Origin of the sequence: Halobacillus sp. B23F22_1 (genome assembly GCF_043497005.1) — a bacterium.
GTDB lineage: Bacteria > Bacillota > Bacilli > Bacillales > Halobacillaceae > Halobacillus_A.
Genome location: NZ_JBIEKE010000001.1, coordinates 1,438,655 through 1,461,431 on the forward strand (window position 1 = coordinate 1,438,655; position 22,777 = coordinate 1,461,431).

Annotated in this window: 26 protein-coding genes, 1 pseudogene and 2 riboswitches; of the genes and pseudogenes, 23 read left to right on the plus strand and 4 right to left on the minus strand. The window is 38.4% G+C overall.

Annotated features, from left to right (window positions below; genetic code table 11):
- The first annotated feature begins 6 nt into the window (after positions 1 to 6).
- Positions 7 to 675 carry a cobalamin B12-binding domain-containing protein gene (locus tag ACGTNH_RS07250; protein ID WP_394585999.1) on the plus strand — a complete coding sequence of 223 codons (669 nt, stop codon included), beginning with the start codon at positions 7 to 9 and terminating at the stop codon, positions 673 to 675.
- Complete coding sequence (locus ACGTNH_RS07255; protein WP_394586000.1) at positions 662 to 1,423, plus strand: STAS domain-containing protein; 762 nt, start codon at positions 662 to 664, stop codon at positions 1,421 to 1,423. The genes ACGTNH_RS07250 and ACGTNH_RS07255 overlap by 14 nt, the downstream gene beginning before the upstream one ends.
- Before the next feature lie 132 nt (positions 1,424 to 1,555).
- On the opposite strand, the pseudogene ACGTNH_RS07260 reads toward ACGTNH_RS07255, so the two are convergent.
- Positions 1,556 to 1,705, minus strand: a pseudogene (locus ACGTNH_RS07260) (IS5/IS1182 family transposase); the annotation flags it as partial.
- Between the two features lie 300 nt (positions 1,706 to 2,005).
- Between ACGTNH_RS07260 and ACGTNH_RS07265 the strand changes: the two are divergent.
- Genes ACGTNH_RS07265 through copZ form a run of 3 tightly spaced genes read left to right on the plus strand, consistent with a single transcriptional unit; the run spans position 2,006 to position 4,937 of the window.
- Positions 2,006 to 2,320 carry a metal-sensing transcriptional repressor gene (locus ACGTNH_RS07265; RefSeq protein ID WP_394586002.1) on the plus strand — a complete coding sequence of 105 codons (315 nt, stop codon included), beginning with the start codon at positions 2,006 to 2,008 and terminating at the stop codon, positions 2,318 to 2,320.
- Positions 2,321 to 2,332: 12 nt separating this feature from the next.
- Positions 2,333 to 4,711 (plus strand): heavy metal translocating P-type ATPase, encoded by a 2,379-nt coding sequence (locus ACGTNH_RS07270; RefSeq protein WP_394586004.1) that lies wholly within the window; start codon positions 2,333 to 2,335, stop codon positions 4,709 to 4,711.
- A 19-nt stretch (positions 4,712 to 4,730) separates the two neighbouring features.
- Complete coding sequence (gene copZ, locus ACGTNH_RS07275; protein ID WP_394586005.1) at positions 4,731 to 4,937, plus strand: copper chaperone CopZ; 207 nt, start codon at positions 4,731 to 4,733, stop codon at positions 4,935 to 4,937.
- Between the two features lie 47 nt (positions 4,938 to 4,984).
- Here the strand turns inward: copZ and ACGTNH_RS07280 are convergent, their stop codons facing one another.
- Positions 4,985 to 5,257 carry a spore coat protein gene (locus ACGTNH_RS07280; RefSeq protein WP_394586153.1) on the minus strand — a complete coding sequence of 91 codons (273 nt, stop codon included), beginning with the start codon at positions 5,255 to 5,257 and terminating at the stop codon, positions 4,985 to 4,987.
- A gap of 75 nt (positions 5,258 to 5,332) precedes the next feature.
- Positions 5,333 to 5,596: a hypothetical protein gene (locus ACGTNH_RS07285; protein WP_394586006.1), complete on the minus strand. Its 264-nt coding sequence runs from the start codon at positions 5,594 to 5,596 to the stop codon at positions 5,333 to 5,335.
- A 219-nt stretch (positions 5,597 to 5,815) separates the two neighbouring features.
- On the opposite strand from ACGTNH_RS07285, the gene ACGTNH_RS07290 reads away from it, so the two are divergent.
- The 9 genes from ACGTNH_RS07290 to ACGTNH_RS07330 all read left to right on the plus strand — a co-directional run bounded on the left by ACGTNH_RS07290 (position 5,816) and on the right by ACGTNH_RS07330 (position 14,464).
- Positions 5,816 to 6,733 carry a proline dehydrogenase family protein gene (locus tag ACGTNH_RS07290; RefSeq protein ID WP_394586154.1) on the plus strand — a complete coding sequence of 306 codons (918 nt, stop codon included), beginning with the start codon at positions 5,816 to 5,818 and terminating at the stop codon, positions 6,731 to 6,733.
- Positions 6,734 to 6,907: 174 nt separating this feature from the next.
- Entirely contained in the window at positions 6,908 to 9,307 is a 2,400-nt protein-coding gene (locus ACGTNH_RS07295) for a 3-hydroxyacyl-CoA dehydrogenase/enoyl-CoA hydratase family protein (RefSeq protein ID WP_394586008.1), read from the plus strand.
- A gap of 20 nt (positions 9,308 to 9,327) precedes the next feature.
- Complete coding sequence (locus ACGTNH_RS07300) at positions 9,328 to 10,503, plus strand: acetyl-CoA C-acetyltransferase (RefSeq protein WP_394586009.1); 1,176 nt, start codon at positions 9,328 to 9,330, stop codon at positions 10,501 to 10,503.
- A 17-nt stretch (positions 10,504 to 10,520) separates the two neighbouring features.
- Entirely contained in the window at positions 10,521 to 12,302 is a 1,782-nt protein-coding gene (locus ACGTNH_RS07305; RefSeq protein WP_394586010.1) for an acyl-CoA dehydrogenase FadE, read from the plus strand.
- Between the two features lie 131 nt (positions 12,303 to 12,433).
- Positions 12,434 to 12,793, plus strand: coding sequence for an arsenate reductase family protein (locus ACGTNH_RS07310; RefSeq protein WP_394586011.1), 360 nt, complete (start codon positions 12,434 to 12,436; stop codon positions 12,791 to 12,793).
- 80 nt (positions 12,794 to 12,873) lie between these two features.
- Positions 12,874 to 13,257: a glycine cleavage system protein GcvH gene (gene gcvH, locus ACGTNH_RS07315; RefSeq protein ID WP_394586012.1), complete on the plus strand. Its 384-nt coding sequence runs from the start codon at positions 12,874 to 12,876 to the stop codon at positions 13,255 to 13,257.
- Between the two features lie 120 nt (positions 13,258 to 13,377).
- The gene (locus ACGTNH_RS07320; protein ID WP_394586013.1) at positions 13,378 to 13,722 is read left to right on the plus strand and encodes a toprim domain-containing protein; all 345 of its coding nucleotides are present in this window, start codon (positions 13,378 to 13,380) and stop codon (positions 13,720 to 13,722) included.
- Between the two features lie 17 nt (positions 13,723 to 13,739).
- Positions 13,740 to 14,045 (plus strand): thioredoxin family protein, encoded by a 306-nt coding sequence (locus tag ACGTNH_RS07325; RefSeq protein WP_394586014.1) that lies wholly within the window; start codon positions 13,740 to 13,742, stop codon positions 14,043 to 14,045.
- 104 nt (positions 14,046 to 14,149) lie between these two features.
- Positions 14,150 to 14,464, plus strand: coding sequence for a hypothetical protein (locus ACGTNH_RS07330; protein WP_394586015.1), 315 nt, complete (start codon positions 14,150 to 14,152; stop codon positions 14,462 to 14,464).
- On the opposite strand, the gene ACGTNH_RS07335 is transcribed toward ACGTNH_RS07330, so the two are convergent.
- Positions 14,457 to 14,873: a TlpA family protein disulfide reductase gene (locus tag ACGTNH_RS07335; RefSeq protein ID WP_394586016.1), complete on the minus strand. Its 417-nt coding sequence runs from the start codon at positions 14,871 to 14,873 to the stop codon at positions 14,457 to 14,459. The genes ACGTNH_RS07330 and ACGTNH_RS07335 overlap by 8 nt on opposite strands.
- Positions 14,874 to 14,952: 79 nt before the next feature.
- Positions 14,953 to 15,057, plus strand: a riboswitch (SAM riboswitch).
- Positions 15,058 to 15,202: 145 nt separating this feature from the next.
- Positions 15,203 to 15,314, plus strand: a riboswitch (SAM riboswitch).
- A 71-nt stretch (positions 15,315 to 15,385) separates the two neighbouring features.
- On the opposite strand from ACGTNH_RS07335, the gene ACGTNH_RS07340 reads away from it, so the two are divergent.
- The 9 genes from ACGTNH_RS07340 to sufU all read left to right on the plus strand — a co-directional run bounded on the left by ACGTNH_RS07340 (position 15,386) and on the right by sufU (position 22,759).
- Positions 15,386 to 16,411 (plus strand): methionine ABC transporter ATP-binding protein, encoded by a 1,026-nt coding sequence (locus tag ACGTNH_RS07340; RefSeq protein ID WP_394586017.1) that lies wholly within the window; start codon positions 15,386 to 15,388, stop codon positions 16,409 to 16,411.
- Entirely contained in the window at positions 16,404 to 17,072 is a 669-nt protein-coding gene (locus tag ACGTNH_RS07345) for a methionine ABC transporter permease (protein WP_394586018.1), read from the plus strand. Before ACGTNH_RS07340 ends, ACGTNH_RS07345 begins: the two co-directional genes overlap by 8 nt.
- A gap of 29 nt (positions 17,073 to 17,101) precedes the next feature.
- On the plus strand, positions 17,102 to 17,938 hold the full coding sequence (locus ACGTNH_RS07350; RefSeq protein ID WP_394586019.1) for a MetQ/NlpA family ABC transporter substrate-binding protein: 837 nt from the start codon (positions 17,102 to 17,104) through the stop codon (positions 17,936 to 17,938).
- 74 nt (positions 17,939 to 18,012) lie between these two features.
- The gene (locus tag ACGTNH_RS07355; protein WP_394586020.1) at positions 18,013 to 18,372 is read left to right on the plus strand and encodes a carboxymuconolactone decarboxylase family protein; all 360 of its coding nucleotides are present in this window, start codon (positions 18,013 to 18,015) and stop codon (positions 18,370 to 18,372) included.
- Positions 18,373 to 18,598: 226 nt separating this feature from the next.
- Positions 18,599 to 18,739 (plus strand): YuzK family famiily protein, encoded by a 141-nt coding sequence (locus tag ACGTNH_RS21155; protein ID WP_507161305.1) that lies wholly within the window; start codon positions 18,599 to 18,601, stop codon positions 18,737 to 18,739.
- A 257-nt stretch (positions 18,740 to 18,996) separates the two neighbouring features.
- Positions 18,997 to 19,782, plus strand: coding sequence for a Fe-S cluster assembly ATPase SufC (sufC, locus tag ACGTNH_RS07360; protein WP_394586021.1), 786 nt, complete (start codon positions 18,997 to 18,999; stop codon positions 19,780 to 19,782).
- A 19-nt stretch (positions 19,783 to 19,801) separates the two neighbouring features.
- The gene (gene sufD, locus ACGTNH_RS07365) at positions 19,802 to 21,109 is read left to right on the plus strand and encodes a Fe-S cluster assembly protein SufD (protein WP_394586022.1); all 1,308 of its coding nucleotides are present in this window, start codon (positions 19,802 to 19,804) and stop codon (positions 21,107 to 21,109) included.
- Positions 21,109 to 22,329: a cysteine desulfurase gene (locus tag ACGTNH_RS07370; protein WP_394586023.1), complete on the plus strand. Its 1,221-nt coding sequence runs from the start codon at positions 21,109 to 21,111 to the stop codon at positions 22,327 to 22,329. The genes sufD and ACGTNH_RS07370 overlap by 1 nt, the downstream gene beginning before the upstream one ends.
- The gene (gene sufU, locus ACGTNH_RS07375; RefSeq protein WP_394586024.1) at positions 22,319 to 22,759 is read left to right on the plus strand and encodes a Fe-S cluster assembly sulfur transfer protein SufU; all 441 of its coding nucleotides are present in this window, start codon (positions 22,319 to 22,321) and stop codon (positions 22,757 to 22,759) included. The genes ACGTNH_RS07370 and sufU overlap by 11 nt, the downstream gene beginning before the upstream one ends.
- Positions 22,760 to 22,777: the final 18 nt, after the last annotated feature.

Genomic DNA, 22,777 nt, shown 5'->3' on the forward strand with positions numbered 1-22,777 from the left:
TAAGAGGTGAAAGCTTTGAAACAACATCATGAAATATTAGCTCACTATTTCCTGGATGGAGACGAAGATCAGGCGCTGGTATTTATACAAAAGCTCTTAAATGAGCACCCGAGAATTTATTTATATGAGGACATTATTACTCCAGCGATGTACCATGTAGGGGAACTATGGGAAAAAAATGAAATTTCTGTGGCGGATGAACATCTTGCTACAGCTATTTGCGATTTTGTATTATCTAAGGTAGAAGCAGAATCATTAAATATTCGTGGAGATCGACAAACAAGTTTCAAAGCTTTGCTCTTCGGTGTAGAAGAGGAACAGCATTATATAGGCTTGAAAATGGTAGCTGATACTTTTAAAGAGCAGGGGTGGCGAGTTCGGTATTTAGGTCCCAATTTAGGAATGGAACATTCTCTGACTCAGATTCACCGCTATAAGCCCCATGTAATAGGTTTATCAGCTGCTCTTTCTTATAGGTTACCTGCTTTAAAGCAATTAGTAAACGACTTTCGGAGGTTAGATTGGAAACCTTTAATTATGATAGGTGGAAGAATGGCCAAGAAATTTGAACTAGAAGAATTAGAGTCTGAGCAAGTGGTAATTATGAAAGACTTAAATCATTTGAATCAATGGTTTAAAGAAAGAAGGGTAGGCGTCGTGAATGAAACAAGCTGATCGTTCCTTCCCGTTGCCTTATTTTAAAATTAATAAGAATTTTACAGTCCAATATTTTTCGAAAGAAGCCAATATACTGTGTGGCACCCCGGATAACCTTCTTGATGTTGTGGATGAGGAAAGTGTAGATAAAGTGAAAAAGTGGGTGGCGCCGGAACTTCATAACTCTGCGTTAGAGGTTCATTTGAAGCCTTTAAATGGGGAACTAGGCCCATTAACTGCTGATATGTATGTTACTTGGAATAACGACTTGTATGCGGAAGTCCTTTTCATCGTTAAAGATGAAAAGTTAACAAAAGTAACAAATACGTTAGACCAACTTAGATCAAGATTGAATGAAACCAACTTTGAATTACTTGAAGAAAAAGAAAAGCTGGAAGAAGCTATCGAACAGAACAATAAGCTTTCTGCGCCTTTTATAGAACTAACGAACGATACAGCACTGATTCCTTTATTTGGAGATTTAACCTCTGAGAAAATGCAAACTGTAGAAGATTACTTGCTCCAGTCTTCGCAGAAAGAAGATATCGATCAACTGTTATTTGACTTTACAGCGGTTGGCGAGATGAACAGAGAGGGTATCCATGTACTGGCAAACATGATGACCTCTCTCTTTTATATGGGTATTGAGATTATTGTTATTGGAGTTAAACCTAAGCAAGCAAAACAGCTATACGAGCTGAATGTGCCTCTTGAAGTCAAATTTCTTCATTCATTACAGCAGGCTATTTCAAAATATTGTTCATAAAAGTTATTCGATTATCCGAGGCCACTGAAATACTGAAGGTCTTTGAAAAGTAGTTTTCTAAAAAAGGGGTCTGCGTGGAATTTAGTTTCCATACAGACCCCTTTTCATCTATCCCTTCATTAGCTTAGCGACTCATTTTACATTTGGCGTGAAAATCCTCATCCCACCTTGGATGCGCATGCCTTTGAGAACTGAAGATGAGGTGACCTAATACCTGGGTCTATGTTTCAATTCGCTATTCTTCGCTTCAATCTTATATCTTTCCTTCGCTCTTTCTTTAAATCAGCTGACTCTGCTTTCTTTGGATATAAAAAGACGCATCTCAGCATGTCTAAGGCTTTCTTTTATCAATCAAAGAAAATCACTCTTTTTCGTTTTACCTTTGTTGAATCCGAGGCAAGCATTCACCGATAAGTGATTCATGAGAATTAACAACAAATTTTAAAAGCTTCTCTAGATTAGAAAGGACTTTTTCAGGGGTCTCGATCTTCGGGACGCTTTTTTGTCATAAGCAAAAGACTTTCACATTATACCATACTGGGGTATAGTATAATCAAAACTGATTACGAGGAGCGCAATGAAATGGCTGAGAAATTACCTGAAAACAGTGGGAAGAAACCAGTAAAAAAGAGGTCAGAAGATGAAAAGAATCAAGTAATCAATCGGTTAAAGCGAATAGAAGGTCAGGTTAGAGGGATACAAAGTATGGTTGAGGAAGATCGTTATTGTGTAGATATTCTTGTGCAGATTTCAGCTATTGATTCAGCTTTGCAAAAAGTAGGATATTCACTCATGGAAAGACACGCTAAGCATTGCGTCAGTGATGCCGTGCGCTCAGGAAACGGGGAAGAAGCGATGGATGAATTAATTAAAGTAATGAAACAATTTAGTAAATAAGGGGTGATATAAGTGGAACAGCAAATTTCTCTACCTATTGAGGGAATGACATGTTCAGCGTGCTCCTCACGAATTGAGAAAGTATTAAACAAAATGGATGGAGTCACAGCCCAGGTTAATTTAGCTATTGAAAGAGCTGAAGTAAAGTATGATGACCAACACGTAAGTTTAAATGAAGTAGTCCAAGAGATAGAGCGGATAGGATATAACGTGGCTGAAGCAAAAGAAGAGTTTAACGTGTCAGGCATGACGTGTGCAGCATGTTCTTCTCGTATTGAAAAGGTCCTTCAAAAAACCCCGGGCATAAAAACAGCTTCAGTCAACTTAGCGAATGAAACGGCTAATGTGTCTTTTACCGAAGGCATGGTTAATACTGACTCTATTATTAATAAGGTTAACCAGCTTGGTTACGAAGCGAATGTTAGGGAAAGTGAAGAACTTTCTAATCAACGAAAAGTAGATGAATTAGTTCGCAAAAAGAAATATTTAGCAGCTTCAACGATACTTTCCTTTCCGCTTCTTTTAACCATGCTAGATCACCTATTAGGTATCTCGTTACCTATGATATTTATGAACCCTTGGTTCCAATTTGCACTAGCTACTCCTGTGCAATTTGTAATCGGCTGGCAGTTTTATCGCGGGGCTTACCATACCCTTAAGAACAAAAGCGCGAATATGGATGTATTAATAGCTTTAGGCACAAGCGCAGCCTATTTTTACAGCTTAAGTGAAGCTATTAGGTTCAGTACGGGGGCCACTGAGGAAGTCCATTTGTATTTTGAAACAAGTGCCATTTTAATTACTTTAGTGTTACTAGGAAAGTATTTTGAAACGAGAGCTAAAGGAAGAACAACACAAGCTATATCCGCCTTACTTAATTTACAGGCTAAAGAAGCAACTGTGTTACGAAATGGAGAGGAAACAACTATACCTCTAAAAGAAGTAGAGGTGGAGGATATCGTAATCGTAAGACCAGGTGAAAAAATTCCAGTAGATGGTGTCGTCGTCAGTGGAGAAACCCACGTTGATGAATCTATGATAACTGGTGAATCTATGCCTGTATCTAAACAAGTGGGCGAAGAAGTAATAGGTGCCACCTTGAATAAAAATGGTTCTATACAAATAAAAGCTACAAAAGTAGGGAAGGATACAGCTTTAGCCTCTATCGTAAAAGTGGTCGAAGATGCTCAAGGTTCTAAAGCTCCTATACAACGGATGGCTGATGTCATTTCAGGCTATTTTGTACCCATTGTTGTAGCCATTGCCATGATTACTTTTATAGTGTGGATTAGTTTTATTGTTCCTGGTTCAATGGCTTCAGCACTTGTGGCTTCTATAGCAGTATTAGTAATTGCTTGTCCTTGTGCTCTAGGGTTAGCAACCCCCACTTCAATTATGGTAGGAACAGGTAAAGGAGCGGAAATGGGTATTTTATTTAAGGGCGGTGAATACTTGGAGAGAGCCCAAAATGTGAATACTGTAGTATTTGATAAAACAGGTACAATAACCAATGGTAAACCTGAAGTCACTGACTTTACGGCAGATATAGAGACATTATCTTTAGTTGTAAGTGCCGAAAAACGATCAGAACATCCACTTGCAGAAGCGATTACTAAATATGGCCATCAGAAACAAGCGATTATTTATGATGTAAGTAAATTTACAGCTATAACAGGGCAAGGTTTAAAAGCCGATGTCGATCAAAAATCGATAATAATTGGAAATAGGAAGTTATTTAATGAGCAAAGTGTGGAATACACCCAATATGAAAGCCAAATGACTGATTTAGAAAATGAGGGAAAAACCGTAATGCTTATAGGCGTTAACGGCAAAGTAAAAGGATTACTTGCTGTTATGGACACCATTAAGGAGTCTGCCAAGCATGCTTTAAATCAACTTAAAGAGCAGGGGAATCAGTTAATATTACTCACAGGTGATAATCAGCGCGCGGCACGTCACATTGCTACTCAAGCTGGAATAGATAATGTAATTGCTGAAGTGCTTCCCGAACAAAAAGCTGAAGAGATTGAAAAACTTCGTAAAGAAGGTTATGTGGTAGCCATGGTTGGAGATGGAATAAACGATGCTCCCGCTTTAGCTATCAGTGACTTAGGAATAGCAATCGGCACAGGTACAGATGTAGCTATCGAAGCAGCTGATTTAACGATCCTGAGGGGAGATTTAGAACTTATCCCTAAAGCATTTGAACTAAGCAGGAAAACGATGAAGAACATACGTCAAAACTTGTTTTGGGCACTTGCTTATAATACAGCCGGGATTCCGGTAGCAGCTTTAGGGTTGCTTGCTCCATGGATTGCAGGAGCAGCGATGGCTTTCAGTTCGGTTAGTGTAGTTTCTAATTCATTAAGATTGAAAAATCTAAAATTGTAATAGAAAGGTGATGTTTTAAATGGAATTGACATTAGAAGTAAATGGTATGAGTTGTGGACACTGTGAGAAATCAGTAAAAGATGCTCTAAACGCTTTAGAGGGTGTTCATGGAGTGAGTGTAGATCTTACGAGCGGAAAAGTAGGTGTGGCTTTTGATGAAGCGTATGTTACTAAAAGTATGATGAAAGAAGCTATTGAAGCCCAAGGTTATGAACCTGTGGGTTAATAAGAAAGAAAAGACCCAATTCGAATTTGCGAATTGGGTCTTTGTTCTTATTGAACACTGTAAGGAAGCTGATTTTTATAACCAGAAAACTGTTGATAAGAATTCTGAACCTTCGTTTGTTCTGCTTGTTCAAGAGCATACCATCCGTTTTTAAACATTAGATTGTAAAGATTTCGCTGACAATCCTGTGTTTCTTTAAAGATTGTAGCTAGTTCTTGATACAAAGTCTGGTTACTTGCTTCATTAAGGGCAATATTGTAGGCGCCTGTCATGTACTTTTCAGTGGTTAATAAATCATTGACGAAGTCTCGCTCATTCATCTGAGGCGTTTTTGGAATCTGAGTTTCAGGATTTTGAATTTTATTCTGCTGATTTTGCTGCACAAAGAACACTCCTTAATTCATTTTTTGTGGGCTTGTATTTAAATGTTCTAAAATTTTGTTGTAATGACGCTGATGCATTTGCCCAGCGTCCTCTAGTGCCTGCTGCAGTTCAGGGGTCTGACACTGTTCAGCAAAAAAATGAGCTTTTTTACAAGCGTTCAAGTTCCAAGAAAGCATATCTGTAATATAAAGCTGGTCCTTAGTACTAACGATTTCAGGAACTTGTTCCATAGGTTGGGAACCCTGCACATTAGGGTTTGTGTTCTGCTGTTGCATATGTTCGTCCTCCTTTTTTAAATTCACTTTTAATATGCCCGAATATCTGTCATATATGTTAGAAATAACAAGTTTAGAAGAGGTTAATTCATGCGAAGTTGTACCCAATTTTGTAAACTGGTGATAAAATATAATTGTGTTATCGCTTACAATACAAAAATTAGAATGGAAGTGTCAAAAGTATAGAGAATTTAATATTTTCTTGGGGGTAGGGGTTTGATGGAACAAATTTTAAGGAACTTCTTCTTATTTTTATCTAAAAATAAATTTTTCACGAAGCTGGCCAGACGATATGGGTTACGGTTTGGTGCCGGACGCTTTGTAGCCGGGGAAACGATACCTAATGCTGTAAATACGATACAAAAGTTAAATAATCAGGGAATGAGCGTCACTATAGATCACTTAGGGGAATTCATTGATACAGAAAAAGAAGCTCGAGAAGCTGCAGATGAATGTATAGAAGCTGTTAAAGCTATTGCTGAGCATAAACTGGATTCCCAGCTATCCCTAAAGTTAACATCTATGGGGTTAGACATCTCCAATGAACTGGCTCTAGATAACATGAAGAGAATATTACGAGTGGCTGAAGAAAGAGATGTCTTTATAACGATTGACATGGAAGACTTTGAAAGATGTCAAAAGACCCTTAGATTGTTTAAAGAACTGCGAACGGAATATAACAATATAGGTACTGTTATTCAATCTTACTTATATCGAGCAGTAGAAGATATTGAAGATTTAAATCAGTACAACCCTAATTTAAGACTTGTAAAAGGAGCCTATAAAGAGTCACCTAAAGTAGCTTTTCCAGATAAAAAAGATGTGGATGAGAATTATAAAAAGATTATAAAACTTCACTTACTTAACGGAAATTATACAGCTGTAGCTACTCATGACGATGCCATGATTGAGTACACTTTAAAGATTGTTCAAGAGCATAATATTCCATTAGATCAATTTGAGTTTCAAATGTTATATGGTATCCGAGTGGAGCGGCAGGAGGAATTAGTGAAAGAAGGTTATAAAATGAGAGTTTATGTGCCTTATGGTACGGACTGGTATGGTTATTTTATGAGACGTTTAGCGGAACGACCGGCGAATGTAGCGTTTGTATTAAAAGGTGTTGTTGGAAAATAATCAAGTACGTCGGACGAGGGTCTGACATACTTGATTTCTTTTTATTTTTGAAAACGATTGCGAAATATCAGAATATAATTTATAGTAGAAATAGATACCACTATTTGCACCAAAATATTTTTTTACCTTTAAAATGAATGAGTATTCATTCAAAATGAGATAGGGGGATAAAACATGAACCAGAAAATCAAGCGTGCTGCAGTGTTAGGCTCTGGAGTTATGGGGGCTGGTATTGCTGCTCACTTGGCGAATGTCGGAATACCAACTTTGATGTTAGACATTGTACCTCGTGAACTTACGAATGCTGAAAAAGATAAAGGACTGACACTTGAAGATTCAGTAGTTAGAAATAAAATAGCTGCTCAAAATAAAGCAGCTTTAAAAAAACATAAACCTTCACCTTTAACTAGTCAGAAGAACTTGGATTTAATTCAAGTGGGAAACTTCACGGACGATATGGAAAAGTTGAGTGAAGTAGATTGGGTGATCGAAGTTGTCGTTGAGAATTTAGAAGTGAAAAAAAAGGTTCTTGCTCAAGTAGATCAGCATCGTAAGCAGGGAAGTATTATTAGCTCAAATACTTCTGGAATATCTATAGAAGCGATGTCAGAAGATTGCAGTGAAGATTTACGTAAACACTTTTTAGGCACTCACTTTTTTAATCCGCCACGCTACCTGAAATTATTAGAAGTCATTCCAACGAAAGATACGGATCAAGATGTACTTAAGTTTATGAAGGAGTTCGGTGAAGATACGCTAGGTAAAGGTGTAGTGGAAGCCAAAGATACCCCTAACTTTATTGCGAATCGTATAGGTACTTATGGACTTCTCATAACCGTTCAGAAAATGCTTAAGGGCGGTTATAGTGTAGGTGAGGTTGATTCTGTGACGGGTCCTTTAATAGGACGCCCGAAAAGCGCAACGTTTCGTACCCTTGATGTAGTTGGGTTAGATACGTTTATACATGTGGCAAAAAATGTTTATGATCAAGTAGAAGGAGCCGAAAAGAATGCATTTGAAGTTCCAGATTTTATGAAAACAATGCAGGAAAACGGGTGGTTAGGAGCTAAAAGCGGCCAGGGATTTTTCTTAAAGAAAAAAGGGGAAAGCGGAAGCAGGATTTTACAGTTAAACCCTGACACCTTAGATTACGAACCGAGTGAAAAGCTTAAATCAAAAGCTGTTGAACTTGCAAAACAAGAAAAAGGTTCGAAACGCAAGTTAAAAGCTCTGGTAACTGCAAAAGGAGATCGAGCTGGAGACTTTATATGGTCTGTAGTTAAACCTGTTCTTATCTATTCTGCAGAACTGCTTAATGAAATAGCTGATGATATCCCTTCTATTGATGAAGCAATGAGGTGGGGGTTTGGATGGGAGTTAGGTCCTTTTGAAATGTGGGATGCCATAGGTGTTAGAGCATCTGTAGAACGCATGAAAGAAGAAGGGGATACCATTCCTGACTGGGTCAATAACATGCTCGATAATGGTATGGAAACATTCTACAAACAAGAAAATGGAACCGTTTACTATTATGATAACGGCAGCTATGAGCCTCAACAATTTAATCGTAAAAATATAAATATTAAACGATTAAAAGAAACAAAAAAAGTAGTTAAGAAAAACGCAGGTGCCAGCTTAATTGACTTAGGGGATGGGGTAGCTGGACTTGAATTCCACTCCCAAAGTAATGCGATAGGGTTAGATATTATACAGATGATTAATCATTCGATTGATGAAGTAGACAACAATTTTGAAGGGTTGGTTATTGGCAACCAAGGAAAGAACTTCTGTGTTGGGGCAAATCTTGGAATGATCTTAATGGAAGCACAAGATTTTAATTTCTTTGAAATAGAAATGGTTGTTAAACACTTTCAAGATGCGATGATGCGTTTAAAATACTCTGATAAGCCAGTAGTAACTGCTCCATTTGCAATGACGCTTGGCGGTGGAGCAGAAGTTTGTTTACCTTCTTCAGCCATTCAAGCTTCTTCAGAAACTTATATGGGACTTGTGGAAGCCGGGGTTGGTCTGATACCTGGTGGTGGAGGTAATAAAGAACTATACATTAAACATTTAAGAAACATTCCTGAGGGAGTAGACTTTGATCTTCAGAAAATATCCAACAGCGTCTTTGAAAAAATAGCTATGGCTAATGTTTCAACTTCTGCAGAAGAAGCTAAGGAAAATGGATTCCTGGATCGTCAGGATGCCATAAGTATGAATCAAGATCACCTGCTGCACGATGCAAAACAAAAAGTGCTTGGTTTAGCTAGGTCAGGATATCAAGCTCCAAAAAGGACAAAGATACCTGTGGTGGGAGAGCAAGGCTACGCTACCATGCTGCTGGGTGCTAAGTCGTTAGCTCTTAGCGGTCATGCAAGCGAACATGATTTGAAAATTGCTGAAAAGTTAGCTTTTGTGCTTGCAGGAGGTCGTGTGAAAGAGGGTACGTTTGTTGATGAACAATATTTATTAGATTTAGAAAGAGAAGCTTTCTTAAGTCTAGTTGGTGAAGGAAAGACACAGCAGCGGATGCAGCACATGTTAATGAAAGGGAAACCACTACGTAACTAATATCAAAAGGGGGAAAAATCGTGAAAGAAGCAGTCATTGTTGCAGGAGCTAGAACACCTGTAGGCAGAGCCAAAAAGGGATCTCTTGCGAATGCGCGGCCAGACGATCTAGCTGCCTTAACGATAAAAGAAACATTGAAACGTGCTGGTAATTACGAAGGTAATATAGATGATGTCATTATTGGATGTGCGATGCCTGAAGCGGAACAAGGAATGAACATGGCTCGTAATATAGCTGGATTAGCTGGACTCCATCATAAAGTTCCTGCTATTACGATAAACCGTTACTGTTCATCTGGGTTGCAAAGTATTGCTTACGCAGCAGAAAAGATTATGTTAGGTCATATTGACACAGCCATTGCTGGAGGAGCAGAATCTATGAGTCTTATCCCAATGGGAGGTCATGTGATCAAACCGAACGTTCAATTGGTTGAGAATGCCCCAGAGTACTACATGTCGATGGGGCATACAGCAGAAGAAGTTGCAAATCGTTTTAACATCTCAAGGCAGGATCAAGATGAATTTGCAGCACAAAGCCACCAAAGAGCTGAAACCGCTATAAAAGAAGGCAGATTCGATGATGAAATTGTACCCGTTGAAGTAACAAATCGAATTGTAGGAAATGACAACAAAGTAAAAGAAGGATCTAAAGTTTTTTCTATGGATGAGGGAGTCAGGCCAGGAACGACCGTTGATGTATTAGCTAAATTAAAGCCAGCCTTTTCTGTTAAAGGGTCAGTGACGGCAGGTAACTCTTCTCAAATGAGTGACGGGGCTGCTTCTGTTCTTGTAATGGACCGTCAAAAAGCTGAAGCAAATAGTTTAATACCCTTAGTAAAATTCCGGTCATTTGCTGTAGCTGGGGTAGAACCAGAAGTTATGGGTGTTGGCCCCATAGAAGCTGTACCCAAGGCTTTAAAAATGGCGGGCTTATCAATTGAAGATATAGGTTTATTTGAATTAAATGAAGCCTTTGCTTCTCAGTCTCTTCAAGTTATTCGTGAACTAGATTTAGATATGAACAAAGTAAACGTCAATGGTGGCGCAATTGCTTTAGGTCATCCACTTGGCTGCACGGGTACAAAATTGACGTTAAGTTTAATACACGAAATGAAACGAAGAAAAGAGCAGTTTGGGGTAGTGACAATGTGTATTGGCGGCGGTATGGGGGCTGCCGGTGTATTCGAATTAATTTAAATGGGAGGAACGGAAAAATGAGTGAATTAAAAGAGATGATTAAAGGCGGAGGGTTTCTTGTTGAAGATCTAGGAGCGAGTGATGTTATTACTCCAGAGGACTTTACAGATGAGCATCAAATGATTGCAAAAACTACGGAAGATTTCGTATTAGGAGAGGTAGTTCCTAAGATTGATAATCTTGAAAACCATGAGTTCGAGCACTCTGTCGAACTACTAAAAAGAGCCGGAGAGCTAGGTCTTCTTGGAGCAGACGTCCCTGAAGAATATGGCGGTCTTCAGCTTGATAAGATTAGTTCTTCTTTGATCACAGAGAAATTTTCACGAGCAGGTGGTTTTTCTGTCACTCACGGTGCTCATGTAGGTATCGGTTCTCTCCCCATTGTCTTTTTCGGGAGTGAAGAGCAAAAACAAAAATATTTACCATTATTAGCTACAGGAGAGAAAATCGCAGCTTATGCATTAACTGAACCAGGCTCAGGTTCTGATGCATTAGGAGCAAAAACGACAGCGAAACTTAATGATGCAGGGACCCACTATGTATTAAACGGAGAAAAACAGTGGATTACAAATTCAGCATTTGCTGATGTCTTCGTAGTTTACGCTAAAATCGACGGTGATAAATTTACCGCGTTTATCGTTGAGAGAGGTTTCAAAGGTGTATCTACCGGCCCGGAAGAGAAAAAAATGGGAATTAAGAGTTCTTCTACCAGAACACTTGTATTAGAAGATGCTGAAGTACCAGTAGAAAATGTTTTAGGTGAGATTGGAAGAGGGCATGTTATTGCATTTAATATATTGAATGTTGGACGCTATAAGCTTGCGATAGGTGGTGTAGGCGGCTCCAAACGCGCGTTAGAACTTGCTGTTAAATACGCTAACGAACGAAAACAATTTAAAACATCTATCTCCAGCTTTCCGCTTATACAAGAGAAGATAGCCACTGTAGCTGCGAATACGTATGCGAATGAGAGCTCAGTGTATCGAACAGTTGGTCTATTTGAGCAAAGTATGGGTAAGCTTACACAAGAACAACTGAAGGATGGAAAAGAGGTAGCTAAAGTAATAGCCGAATACGCAATCGAATGCTCTTTAAATAAAGTATTTGGTACCGAGCTCTTGGATTTTGCAGCAGACGAAGCCGTACAGATTCATGGGGGATACGGTTTTATGCAGGAATATGAAGTCGAAAGAATTTATCGTGATTCTAGAATTAATCGTATCTTTGAAGGTACCAATGAGATAAATCGAATGATTGTTCCAGGTACATTGCTTAAAAAAGCAATGAAAGGAGAGCTACCTTTACTGCAGAAAGCGCAGGCCCTTCAAGAAGAGATTATGACCCTTATGCCAGAAGAGCCCGGGGATGCGCCCCTTGAGCAAGAGAAATACCTGCTTAAAAATGCGAAGAAGATTGCTTTGTTAGCAGCTGGTCTGGCAGCTCAAAAGTATGGGGAAAAATTAGAAGGTGAGCAAGAGTTATTAGTGAATATTGCTGACATAACAGGAGAAATTTATAATATGGAATCAGCCATATTAAGAACAGAAAAAGCGATATTAAAAAACGGAGAAGACAAGAACTTGCAAAAGCTTCTTTACACACAAATATATGTGCAAGAAGCGTTTAACCGCATTGAAGCACATGCGAAAGAAACTTTAATTGCAGCGGAATCTGGTGATTCTTTGCGTATGATGCTGGGTGCTTTAAGAAAGCTTACGCGCCATACTCCAACCAACGTAATTGCCAAAAAACGAGAAGCTGCACAAACGTTAATAAATACACAAAAATATGTGGTTTAGACCTTTAAAACCAGCTGCTTATCAGAAGCAGCTGGTTTTAAATTTGACTAATATTACACCTAACCAATGAATTGATGCTCCTGAGTATGGTAAAATAAGAATCAACAATAAACAAGGAGGGTATGATAAGCATGTCATTAACCTTTTACTGGTATCCAAATTGCGGAACGTGCAAGAAAGCAAAAAAGTGGTTGGACGAGCACGAAGTCTCTTATACGCCGATACATATTGTAGAAGAAACTCCAACTGAAGAAGATTTGAGAGCCTTAATAGAGAAGAGTGGCTTATCGGCCCGGAAGTTTTTTAATACGAGTGGTAAAAAGTATAGGGAATTGAATATGAAAGAAAAACTTAACGATGCTAGTGAGGAAGACATGATTAAGTGGCTTGCTTCTGAGGGTATGTTAATCAAAAGACCGATTGTTACGGATAGTAATAACGTAACGGTTGGATTTAAAGAGGAACAATTTGAAAATCACTGGAAGCGGTGAGCAGAACATTGGAAATAAAAGCGTAAAGCTTTTATCTTTATAATTGTTGTTTATATTAATTTTAATCTGGAGGGGTTACCATGAGTTTACCTAATGAATTGCTTTATTCCGAAGAACACGAATGGGTTAAAAAAGAAGGCGAAAAGGTTCGCGTAGGAATTACGGATTTCGCACAATCAGAATTAGGAGATATAGTTTTTGTTGAGTTACCAGAAGAAGGTGATGAAGTAGAGGCGGATGAACCATTCGGTAGTGTTGAATCTGTGAAAACTGTATCTGAGCTTTATGCGCCTGTAAGCGGAAAAGTTGTTGAAGTCAATGAAGAGTTGGAAGATAGCCCTGAATTCGTAAACGAATCACCATACGAAAAAGCATGGATGATTGTTGTGGAGCCAAGTGACTCTTCTGAAATAGATGATTTGATGTCTGCTGATGAATACAAAGAAATGATTGATGAAGATTAAACATTAATGAAGTCGTGTACGTATTAGCTTACATAGGTGCATGACTTGCATGCTCTTATCACAAGGTGCAGGCCGTGCTTACTAGCATGGTCTGTTTCTATATAGTAGGTGACTGCGATAATGGATGAAAGAATATTAATCGTTGAGGGAATTACGGATAAAAAGCAAATAAACAAAGTGTTAAATAGCCCTGTAGAAATATTGTGTACGCATGGTACATTAGGTATTGAGCGAATGGAAGAACTTATTATGGATTATAATCTCGATCATCGTCCTGTTTTTATATTGGTGGATGAAGACGATTCAGGTAATAAATTACGAAAACAACTTACTGCAGAATTACCCCATGCAGAACACATCTATATTGATAAAATGTTTAGAGAGGTAGCTGCTACACCTGAATCTGAACTTGCTCGTGCTTTATTGAGCCATCATTTTAAGGTGAAACCTATCTATCTCACATAGGGCTTAGGAGGTTTAATTTGCTAGTAATTGAAAATCATGAATCATTTAGGATTAAAGAGCACGAATTGGCACTTATTTATATTTATACTCCCTTTTGTGGTACTTGCCATTTGGCAAGGACATTTTTAGAAACTGTCGAACATACATTTGGACGGTCGATTTTTCATGAAATGAACGCTTCTTTATATCCAGAGTTTATGCAAGAGTATCAAATTAAGAGTGTGCCTTGTTTATTAATTACTAAACACGGTTACACACTAGAAAAAACTTATGCTTTTCACTCCGTTTCTCATATGTATGAAAAAACAAAGGAATATGTATGAAAATAGCGTCATTTCCCGGGAAATGACGAACGAATCTTATATTGATAAAAAGGTGAACCCTCCTCTGATGACGAAATAGTTAGTACAACAGAGGAGGGTTTTGTATGGAAACTATTTTAGAATGGATGGATAGTGTTAACGATAGACAGGATCTACTCCCCCTATGGAAAGAAAGACCTATCGTTATATTTATTCAAGAAGAAGAGAAAATGGTTCCCCTTACAGTTAACTCAAATGAAATTAAAATTGATCACGATTATGAATTTCATCGTCAGGTTCACATCAAAGGAAATCCTCAAAACATAAAAGAAATGCTAGAAGGAAAAGTAAAGCTTACTGATCTTTATCCCCATGTTGATGTAAAAGGAAAACTTCGAGACTTATTATACGTCGAATCGCTATTTTTCCTATCTAAATAGCGTTCCCTATAGCTTCAACAATTTCCAGGAAATCAGCCTGATCATTAAACTGATTAATTATGAAACCATCTTGATCAATAATTACAGTAGTGGGTACACCTTGTGCATTATATTTTAAGTAAGTTTCAACATTTTCATCTACTAATGTAGGTTGAGTGATATGCTCTCTAAAATAATTAACGGCTTCCTCAAAACTACGTTCTCTTCCTTTAACATTAATAGTAATCATAGAAACTTTTTCCTTGTTCATCGTTTGATAAAGGTGTTCTTTTTTAGGTAAATCTCTTCGGCAATCGGGGCACCACGAGGTCCAAAAAGTTAAGACCACTACTTTTCCTAAGTCATCTTTAAGTTGATATGATTTGTTGGATTGAATGGTAGTTAGATCGAAATCTGGTGCTTTTTTCATCTTTTATTCACCTCTCAGGGTTTATTGACGTGTATAATGAACAATGCTAACATAATAAACAATTGTATATCCACATCTTCACTTATCCAGAGAGGCGGAGGGGATTGGCCCTATGAAGCCCGGCAACCGGTTGATGTACACGGTGCTCCTTCCAGCGAAGCTTAGTTGCTTTGATAGATGAGAAGAAGAATGAGTTATAGCTCTTCTACGTGGTGAAGAGTTTTTTTATGGACATTTTTATTAGTTGACATAGAGAATAGTGGGTGCTACAATCCATCTTGGTACTTAAGTCATTTAGTGTATTAACAAACTAAAAAATAAAATGAAACCTCTTATCGAGAGAGGCGGAGGGACTGGCCCGTTGATGCCCGGCAACCGTCAAGTGAGCGAAACTTGAGAAGGTGCCAAATCCTGCAAAGTAAAAACTTTGACAGATGAGAGAACAGATACGAAAGTGGATGCGCTTTTCTGTTCTTATACAGAAAAGCGTTTTTTAGTTAGGAGTGGAGTACATGATTTCCATCAAAGATTTAACAAAAGTGTTTCAAACAAAAGATCAGGAAGTTCGTGCAGTAGACGAGTTGAATCTGTCTATAGACAAAGGTGAAATATTTGGGGTCATCGGATATAGTGGTGCAGGGAAAAGTACTTTTATTCGATTATTAAACCGCCTAGAAGAGCCTACAAGTGGAGAGATTGAGTTAAATAATGAAATTTTGACGGGGTTAAAGAAAAATGATTTGAGGTTAGCCCGTCAAGAAATTGGGATGATTTTTCAACACTTTAATTTACTTTGGTCTCGAACGGTTTTTGATAATATTGCCTTTCCTCTAGAGATAGCCGGCGTATCTAGAAAGAATAGGGAAGAACGTGTAAATGAGTTAATCGAGCTCGTCGGTTTAAGTGGACGCGGGGGGTCTTACCCGTCTCAATTAAGCGGAGGCCAAAAGCAGCGTGTAGGTATTGCAAGAGCTTTAGCTAACAATCCTAAAGTTCTCCTATGCGATGAAGCGACTTCTGCGTTAGACCCAGAAACAACAGATTCGATCTTAGATTTACTTGTAGGAATAAATGAAAAACTGGGGCTGACCATAGTTCTTATCACCCATGAAATGCATGTAATAAGAAAAATATGCCATCGCGTGGCCGTTATGGAGCAAGGGAAAGTAGTGGAATCTGGAGATGTTCTTGATGTATTCCTGCATCCTAAAGAAAAAGTCACGAAACGTTTTGTGGATCAAGTCATGGGGGATCCTGATCGAGAAGATTCATTGAACCTCATTCAAGAAAATTATCGCTCCGGGGAAGTTATACAACTCCATTTCGTTGGAGAAAATACGAATCAAGCACTTATTAGTGATTTATCACGCAGATTTGAAGTTGATATTAATATTCTTCACGGTAAAATTACCCAAACACAAAAAGGGGCATATGGGACTATGCTTGTCCAGCTAGTTGGAGACGAAGAAGTTGTGAGTCAATCCATTAATTACATTCGCACGACTTCCGTTGAAGTGGAGGTGAGTCCAAATGCTTGAAGAGCTATTTCCTAATGTGAAAATGGAAGATATGATTGAAGCTACAAATGAAACACTCTACATGACAACCGTATCAGTTGCTGGAACATTTATTCTGGGCTTGCTTCTGGGTTTGTTGTTATATTTATCTGGGCCCGGAGGATTATGGGATAATAAATTACTAAATTGGATTACGGCTACATTAGTCAATGTATTCCGTGCTATTCCCTTTATTATTTTAATTTTATTATTGTTTCCATTTACAGACTTTCTTATGGGAACGATTAGGGGGCCGGGAGCCGCATTGCCTGCTCTTATAATAGGCGGAGCACCTTTTTATGCAAGATTGGTTGAAATTGCTCTTAAAGAAGTGGACAAAGGCGTTATTGAAGCAGCTAAATCTATGGGAGCAAAGTACAGAACAATCATCTTTAAAGTTTTACTACCCGAATCAATGCCGGCCTTGGTTTCAGGTATAACAGTTACCGCTATTGCTTTAATAAGTTATACAGCAGTAGCTGGTGTAATAGGGGCTGGAGGTCTTGGAGACTTTGCTTATTTTTATGGCTTTCAACGCAGGGATTTTGATGTAGTAGCTGTATGTACAATCTTAATTGTCATTATAGTATTTATATTTCAATTTATCGGGGATTTAGTTTCTCGTAGATTGGATAAAAGATAAAAATTTTGAATTAAAAAAGGAGAAATAACATGAAGAAAATATGGTCTATTTTTATTTTTACAACTTTAGCACTCATTCTAGCCGCATGCGGTTCTTCAGAAGAAGAAGGGTCTTCAGAGGATGGAGAAGCTCAATCTGAAATTACAGTAGGTGCTTCAAGCACTCCTCACGCCGAAATCCTTCAGGAAGCACAACCACTTCTTGAAGAAGAAGGGATTACGTTAAATGTTGAAGAGTATCAGGATTATGTATTACCTAACCGTGATTTAAATGAAGGAGAAATTGATGCTAACTATTTTCAGCACATTCCTTACTTAGAGGATCAGCAGGAGCAAAATGGTTACGATTTTGCAAACCTTGGTGGCATTCACATTGAACCTATGGGTATTTATTCAAAAGATTTTGAAAGCCTTGATGATGTCCAAGATGGTACAACTGTTTTAATGAGTAATTCAACAGCTGATCACGGACGTATCCTCTCTCTTATGGAAGAAGAGGGCTTAATTACACTTGATGAAGATGTGGAAAAAGTTGAAGCAACCATTGAAGATATTGCAGAAAATCCAAAAAACTTAGAATTTGATGCTGGAATTGACGCTGCGCTGCTCCCAGAAAACTATGAGCGTGAAGATAATGTACTTGTAGCCATCAATACAAACTATGCTATTGAAGCAGGATTGAATCCTAGTGAAGATGCATTGATTCTTGAAGGCTCTGATTCTCCATACGTTAATGTAATTGCGGCACAAAGTGAAGATGAAGGTAATGAAGCGTTAAATACGCTAGTAGACGTTCTTCGTTCTGATGAAATTCAATCATTTATTGAAGAAGAGTACGAAGGGGCAGTCGTACCAGTAGATGAGTAAAGATGTATGAAATCCTTGATGCGGTTGATACTAACCGCATCAAGGATTTTTATTTTGAAGGAGATGAGTGCAAGGTGGAAAATCAAGAAATGAATCTTGCTGAAGCATACCTGCAGGAATATAAACATGGGATGGGAATTTTCTCAGAAAAAATGCCACATATAGCACACGCTTTTAGTGAATTTTCAGATACATGTTTTAGAGAAGGTGTACTTTCACAAAAAGCAAAACAATTAATCGCGTTAAGTATTAGTGTAGTAGCACAAGACGAGTATTGTATTGTTTATCATACGAAAGGCTGCATTGATCAAGGAGCCAGTGAAGAAGAGATAATGGAAGCTTGTGGAGTTGCCGCTGCCTTTGGCGGGGGAGCAGCACTTAGTCAAGCGGTCACTCTTGTTCAAGAATCAATGACTGATTTAAAGCAACATTAAGTGAAAACTTAGAAAATTAGAGTAAATTAAATAAATGAGTTTTATATTTTAGATACAACCGCTTACATTGATGTAAATAACAAAATAAAGCAGTAAAACGAGTGTGTAGCGGGTTTGGAGCAAATGACAATCTATGGTAATCTAAATTGTGTAAAAAATCTGAAAGGATTGATTTATTATTACTGACAATTTAGGTTTGAATTATACTCCGGACATGGAAAAAGCCATGCACCAAACGCATAATGTGAGTTATGCTGAGTATGCTAGAAGCTTAGACCAAATGATGAAGGTTGAAAAGAAGCGCGAAAAAGAATTCGAACGTAGTCAGAAATTTGTTTCAGAAGTCGGTCGTCAAATCCATAAATAATACGTTAGAATAGAAATCGGGTAGCTATTTCAGTTATCCGATTTTTTTATTTGAAATAAGTTTGTTATTATAATAAGGAAGAAAATAGTATGGGGTATCTAACAGTCCTTATCATTCTCGATTGATGTCGAAACAAAGGAAATCAGTTGATATCACTTTCTAAATGATATAAGATTGTAATGAGAATAAATTGAGAATGGTTTTTGATCCAATCTAACCAGAGCAATTAATAAAAATAGATACTGGAGGTATTATTTATGGCAGGATCAACTCTAGAAATTAAAGATCTTCACGTAGAAATCGAAGGTCAGCAAATCTTAAAAGGTGTTAACCTTACAATAAAAGGTGGAGAATTCCATGCGGTAATGGGGCCTAACGGCACTGGTAAATCAACGTTGGCGTCCGCAATCATGGGTCATCCTAAATTTGAAATTACTCAGGGACAAGTCTTGCTTGATGGGGAAGATGTACTTGAGATGGAAGTGGATGAACGAGCACAAGCGGGTCTTTTTCTTGCTATGCAGTATCCAAGTGAAATTAGCGGTGTAACAAACTCTGATTTCCTACGTTCGGCAATTAATGCTCATAGAGAAGAAGGCAACGAAATTTCTTTAATGAAATTCATTAAGGAAATGGATGAAGCAATGGATACATTGGATATGGATAAGAACATGGCGCAGCGTTATTTAAATGAAGGGTTCTCCGGCGGAGAGAAAAAGCGTAATGAAATTCTGCAGCTTATGATGATCCAGCCGGCGATTGCAATTTTAGACGAAATCGACTCTGGACTTGATATAGATGCGCTAAAAGTAGTTGCTAAAGGAATTAATGAAATGCGTGACGAAAACTTTGGCTGCTTAACGATTACTCACTATCAACGACTTCTAAATTATATTACACCTGATAAAGTACATGTAATGATGCAGGGCCGCGTTGTGAAATCTGGTGGACCTGAATTAGCCGAACGTCTTGAAGCTGAAGGCTATGACTGGATTAAACAAGAGCTGGGCATCGAAGACGAAACGATCGGTCAAAAAGCGTAACAGAGATAGGAGGGATACAATGACTGTAAAAGTCTCACTACCATACGACAAAGATTATGTTTCAAATTTCTCTCAAGGCTTCAATGAACCAGAATGGATGAAGAACCTTCGTTTAAGTGCCCTGGATAAAGCAGAAGCTTTGGAATTACCTAAGCCTGATAAAACTAATATTAAAGACTGGAATTTTACAGATTTCAAACATTTTGCTGAAGGAGAAGAAATCCAGTCTATTCAAGAGCTTCCTAGTGAAATGATTAATCTCATCGATCAAGAAAAAGAGCAGCAAAATTTAATATTACAGCGAAACCATTCAGTTGCATATGCAAATCTTGAGCCTTCTTTAAAAGAACAAGGAGTTATTTTCACTGATATTCAATCGGCACTTCGTGACCATAGTGATTTAGTGGAAAAATATTATATGACTGACGCGGTACACGTCGATGAGCATAGATTAACAGCCTTGCATGCAGCCCTTATGAATGGTGGAATCTTCTTATATGTACCGAAGAATGTAACGATTGAAGAACCTCTTCAAGCTATTTTCTGGCAAGAAGACCCGGAAGCAGCGTTAGTGAATCACGTGCTAGTGGTAGCAGAAGAAAATAGTTCTGTTACGTATGTGGAGAACTATACTTCCAACAATAAGAATGAAAAAACATCTGCCAATAATGTCACAGAAGTCTTTGCTAAAGCAGGCTCTAAAATTTCATTTGGCGCTGTAGATAACTTTGAAGCAGGTACAACCGTTTACGCTAACCGTCGTGGTATTACTGATCGTGACGCAACGATCGAATGGGCGCTTGGTCAAATGAATGAAGGCGATACTGTATCTGAAAACATTACTCATCTTATTGGTGATAATTCACATTCCAATGCCAAAACAGTTGCTATTGGTAAAGGTGCTCAAAAGCAGAACTTTACGGCAAACATTACTCACTTTGGAAAAGGTTCCGATGGATATATTCTCCAACACGGTGTGATGAAAGATAAATCTACTGGTATTTTTAATGGAATTGGAAAAATTGAACATGGTGCAGCAAAATCCAATGCAGAACAAGAATCACGTGTATTGATGTTAAGTAAGGATGCTCGGGGTGATGCTAACCCAATATTACTGATTGATGAGGACGATGTAACGGCTGGTCACGCCGCTTCCGTTGGACGTGTTGATCCAATGCAGCTCTTTTATCTAATGAGCCGTGGAATCTCTCAATTTGAAGCTGAGCGCTTAATTATTCATGGATTCTTAGCACCTGTCGTAAACCAATTGCCAATTGAAGCTGTAAAACAACAGCTTAGACAATTGATTGAAAGGAAAGTATATTAATGGATGTAAAAGCCGTTCGTGATGCTTTCCCTATTCTGCATCAGGAAGTTAATGGACATCCTCTCGTTTATCTAGATTCTTCTGCAACTTCTCAAAAGCCAAATCAGGTTATTGAGAAGTTGGAAGAATATTACCGAGGCTACAACTCGAATGTGCACCGTGGTGTTCATTCACTTGGCACAAAAGCAACAGATGAATATGAAGGTGCTCGTGAGAAAGTTAGACGATTTATTAATGCTGAAAGTACTCAGGAAGTAATTTTTACTAGAGGTACGACAACTGCTATTAATACAGTTGCAGCAAGCTATGGGCGTGATAACTTGCAAGAAGGTGATGAGATTGTCATCACTCCAATGGAGCATCATAGTAATATTATTCCTTGGCAGCAAATTGCTAAAGAAACAGGAGCTTCTTTAAAATATATGCCATTACAGGCTGACGGCACCATTTCTTTAGACGATGCAGAGAATACAATTACCGATCAAACGAAAATTGTAGCAATCATGCAAGTTTCAAATGTATTAGGAACGATTAATCCTATTAAAGAACTTGGAACAATTGCTCATAAACACGGTGCAGTTATTCTCGTTGATGGAGCGCAAAGTGCCCCTCACATGAAAATTGATGTGCAAAATATGGATTGTGATTTTTATGCCTTTTCAGGTCACAAGATGTGTGGTCCTACAGGAATCGGGGTACTCTATGGTAAACGCTCACTTCTTAAAGAAATGGAACCTGTAGAGTTTGGGGGAGAAATGATTGATTTCGTCAACCTGTATGATTCTACATGGAAAGAACTGCCCTGGAAATTTGAAGGTGGTACGCCCATTATCGCTGGCGCAGTCGGCTTAGGGGCAGCGATTGATTTCTTGACAGAAATCGGATTGGAAGAAATAGAAGCGCATGAACACAAGCTCGCTCAGTATGCTCAACAAAAAATGAGTGAAATTGAAGGACTTACGATTTATGGACCTAAAGAAAGAGCTGGGTTAGTTACTTTTAATATATCTGATGTTCATCCGCATGATGTGGCTACTGTTCTAGATGCTGAAGGTATTGCAGTCCGAGCCGGGCATCACTGTGCACAGCCGCTCATGAGATGGTTAGATGTTACAGCGACGGCAAGAGCGAGCTTCTATTTGTATAACACAGAAGATGATATTGATCGCCTCGTCCAAGGACTACAAACAACAAAGGAGTATTTTGGCGATGTCTTTTAATAACTTAGATACGCTGTACCGCCAAGTTATCATGGATCACTACAAGAATCCTCGTAACCGTGGGGCTGTAGAAGGCGATCATTTGACAGTTGATATGAATAACCCTACATGCGGAGACCGCATCCAATTGCAGCTTCAAGTCGAAGACAATGTAGTTCAAGATGCAAAATTTGATGGAGAAGGATGTTCAATCAGCATGTCGTCCGCTTCCATGATGACGCAGGCAATAAAAGGTAAGTCAGTTGATGATGCGCTTAAAATGTCACGTATTTTTTCTGATATGATGTTGGGTAATGAGGTAGATGATGATAACCTTGACTTAGGGGACATCGAAGCCCTGCAAGGAGTTGCTAAGTTTCCCGCTAGGATAAAGTGTGCGACATTAGCATGGAAGGCTATGGAGAAAGGCGTTGACGAAGAGGAAGCGTAATTGCTTGATATACCAAAA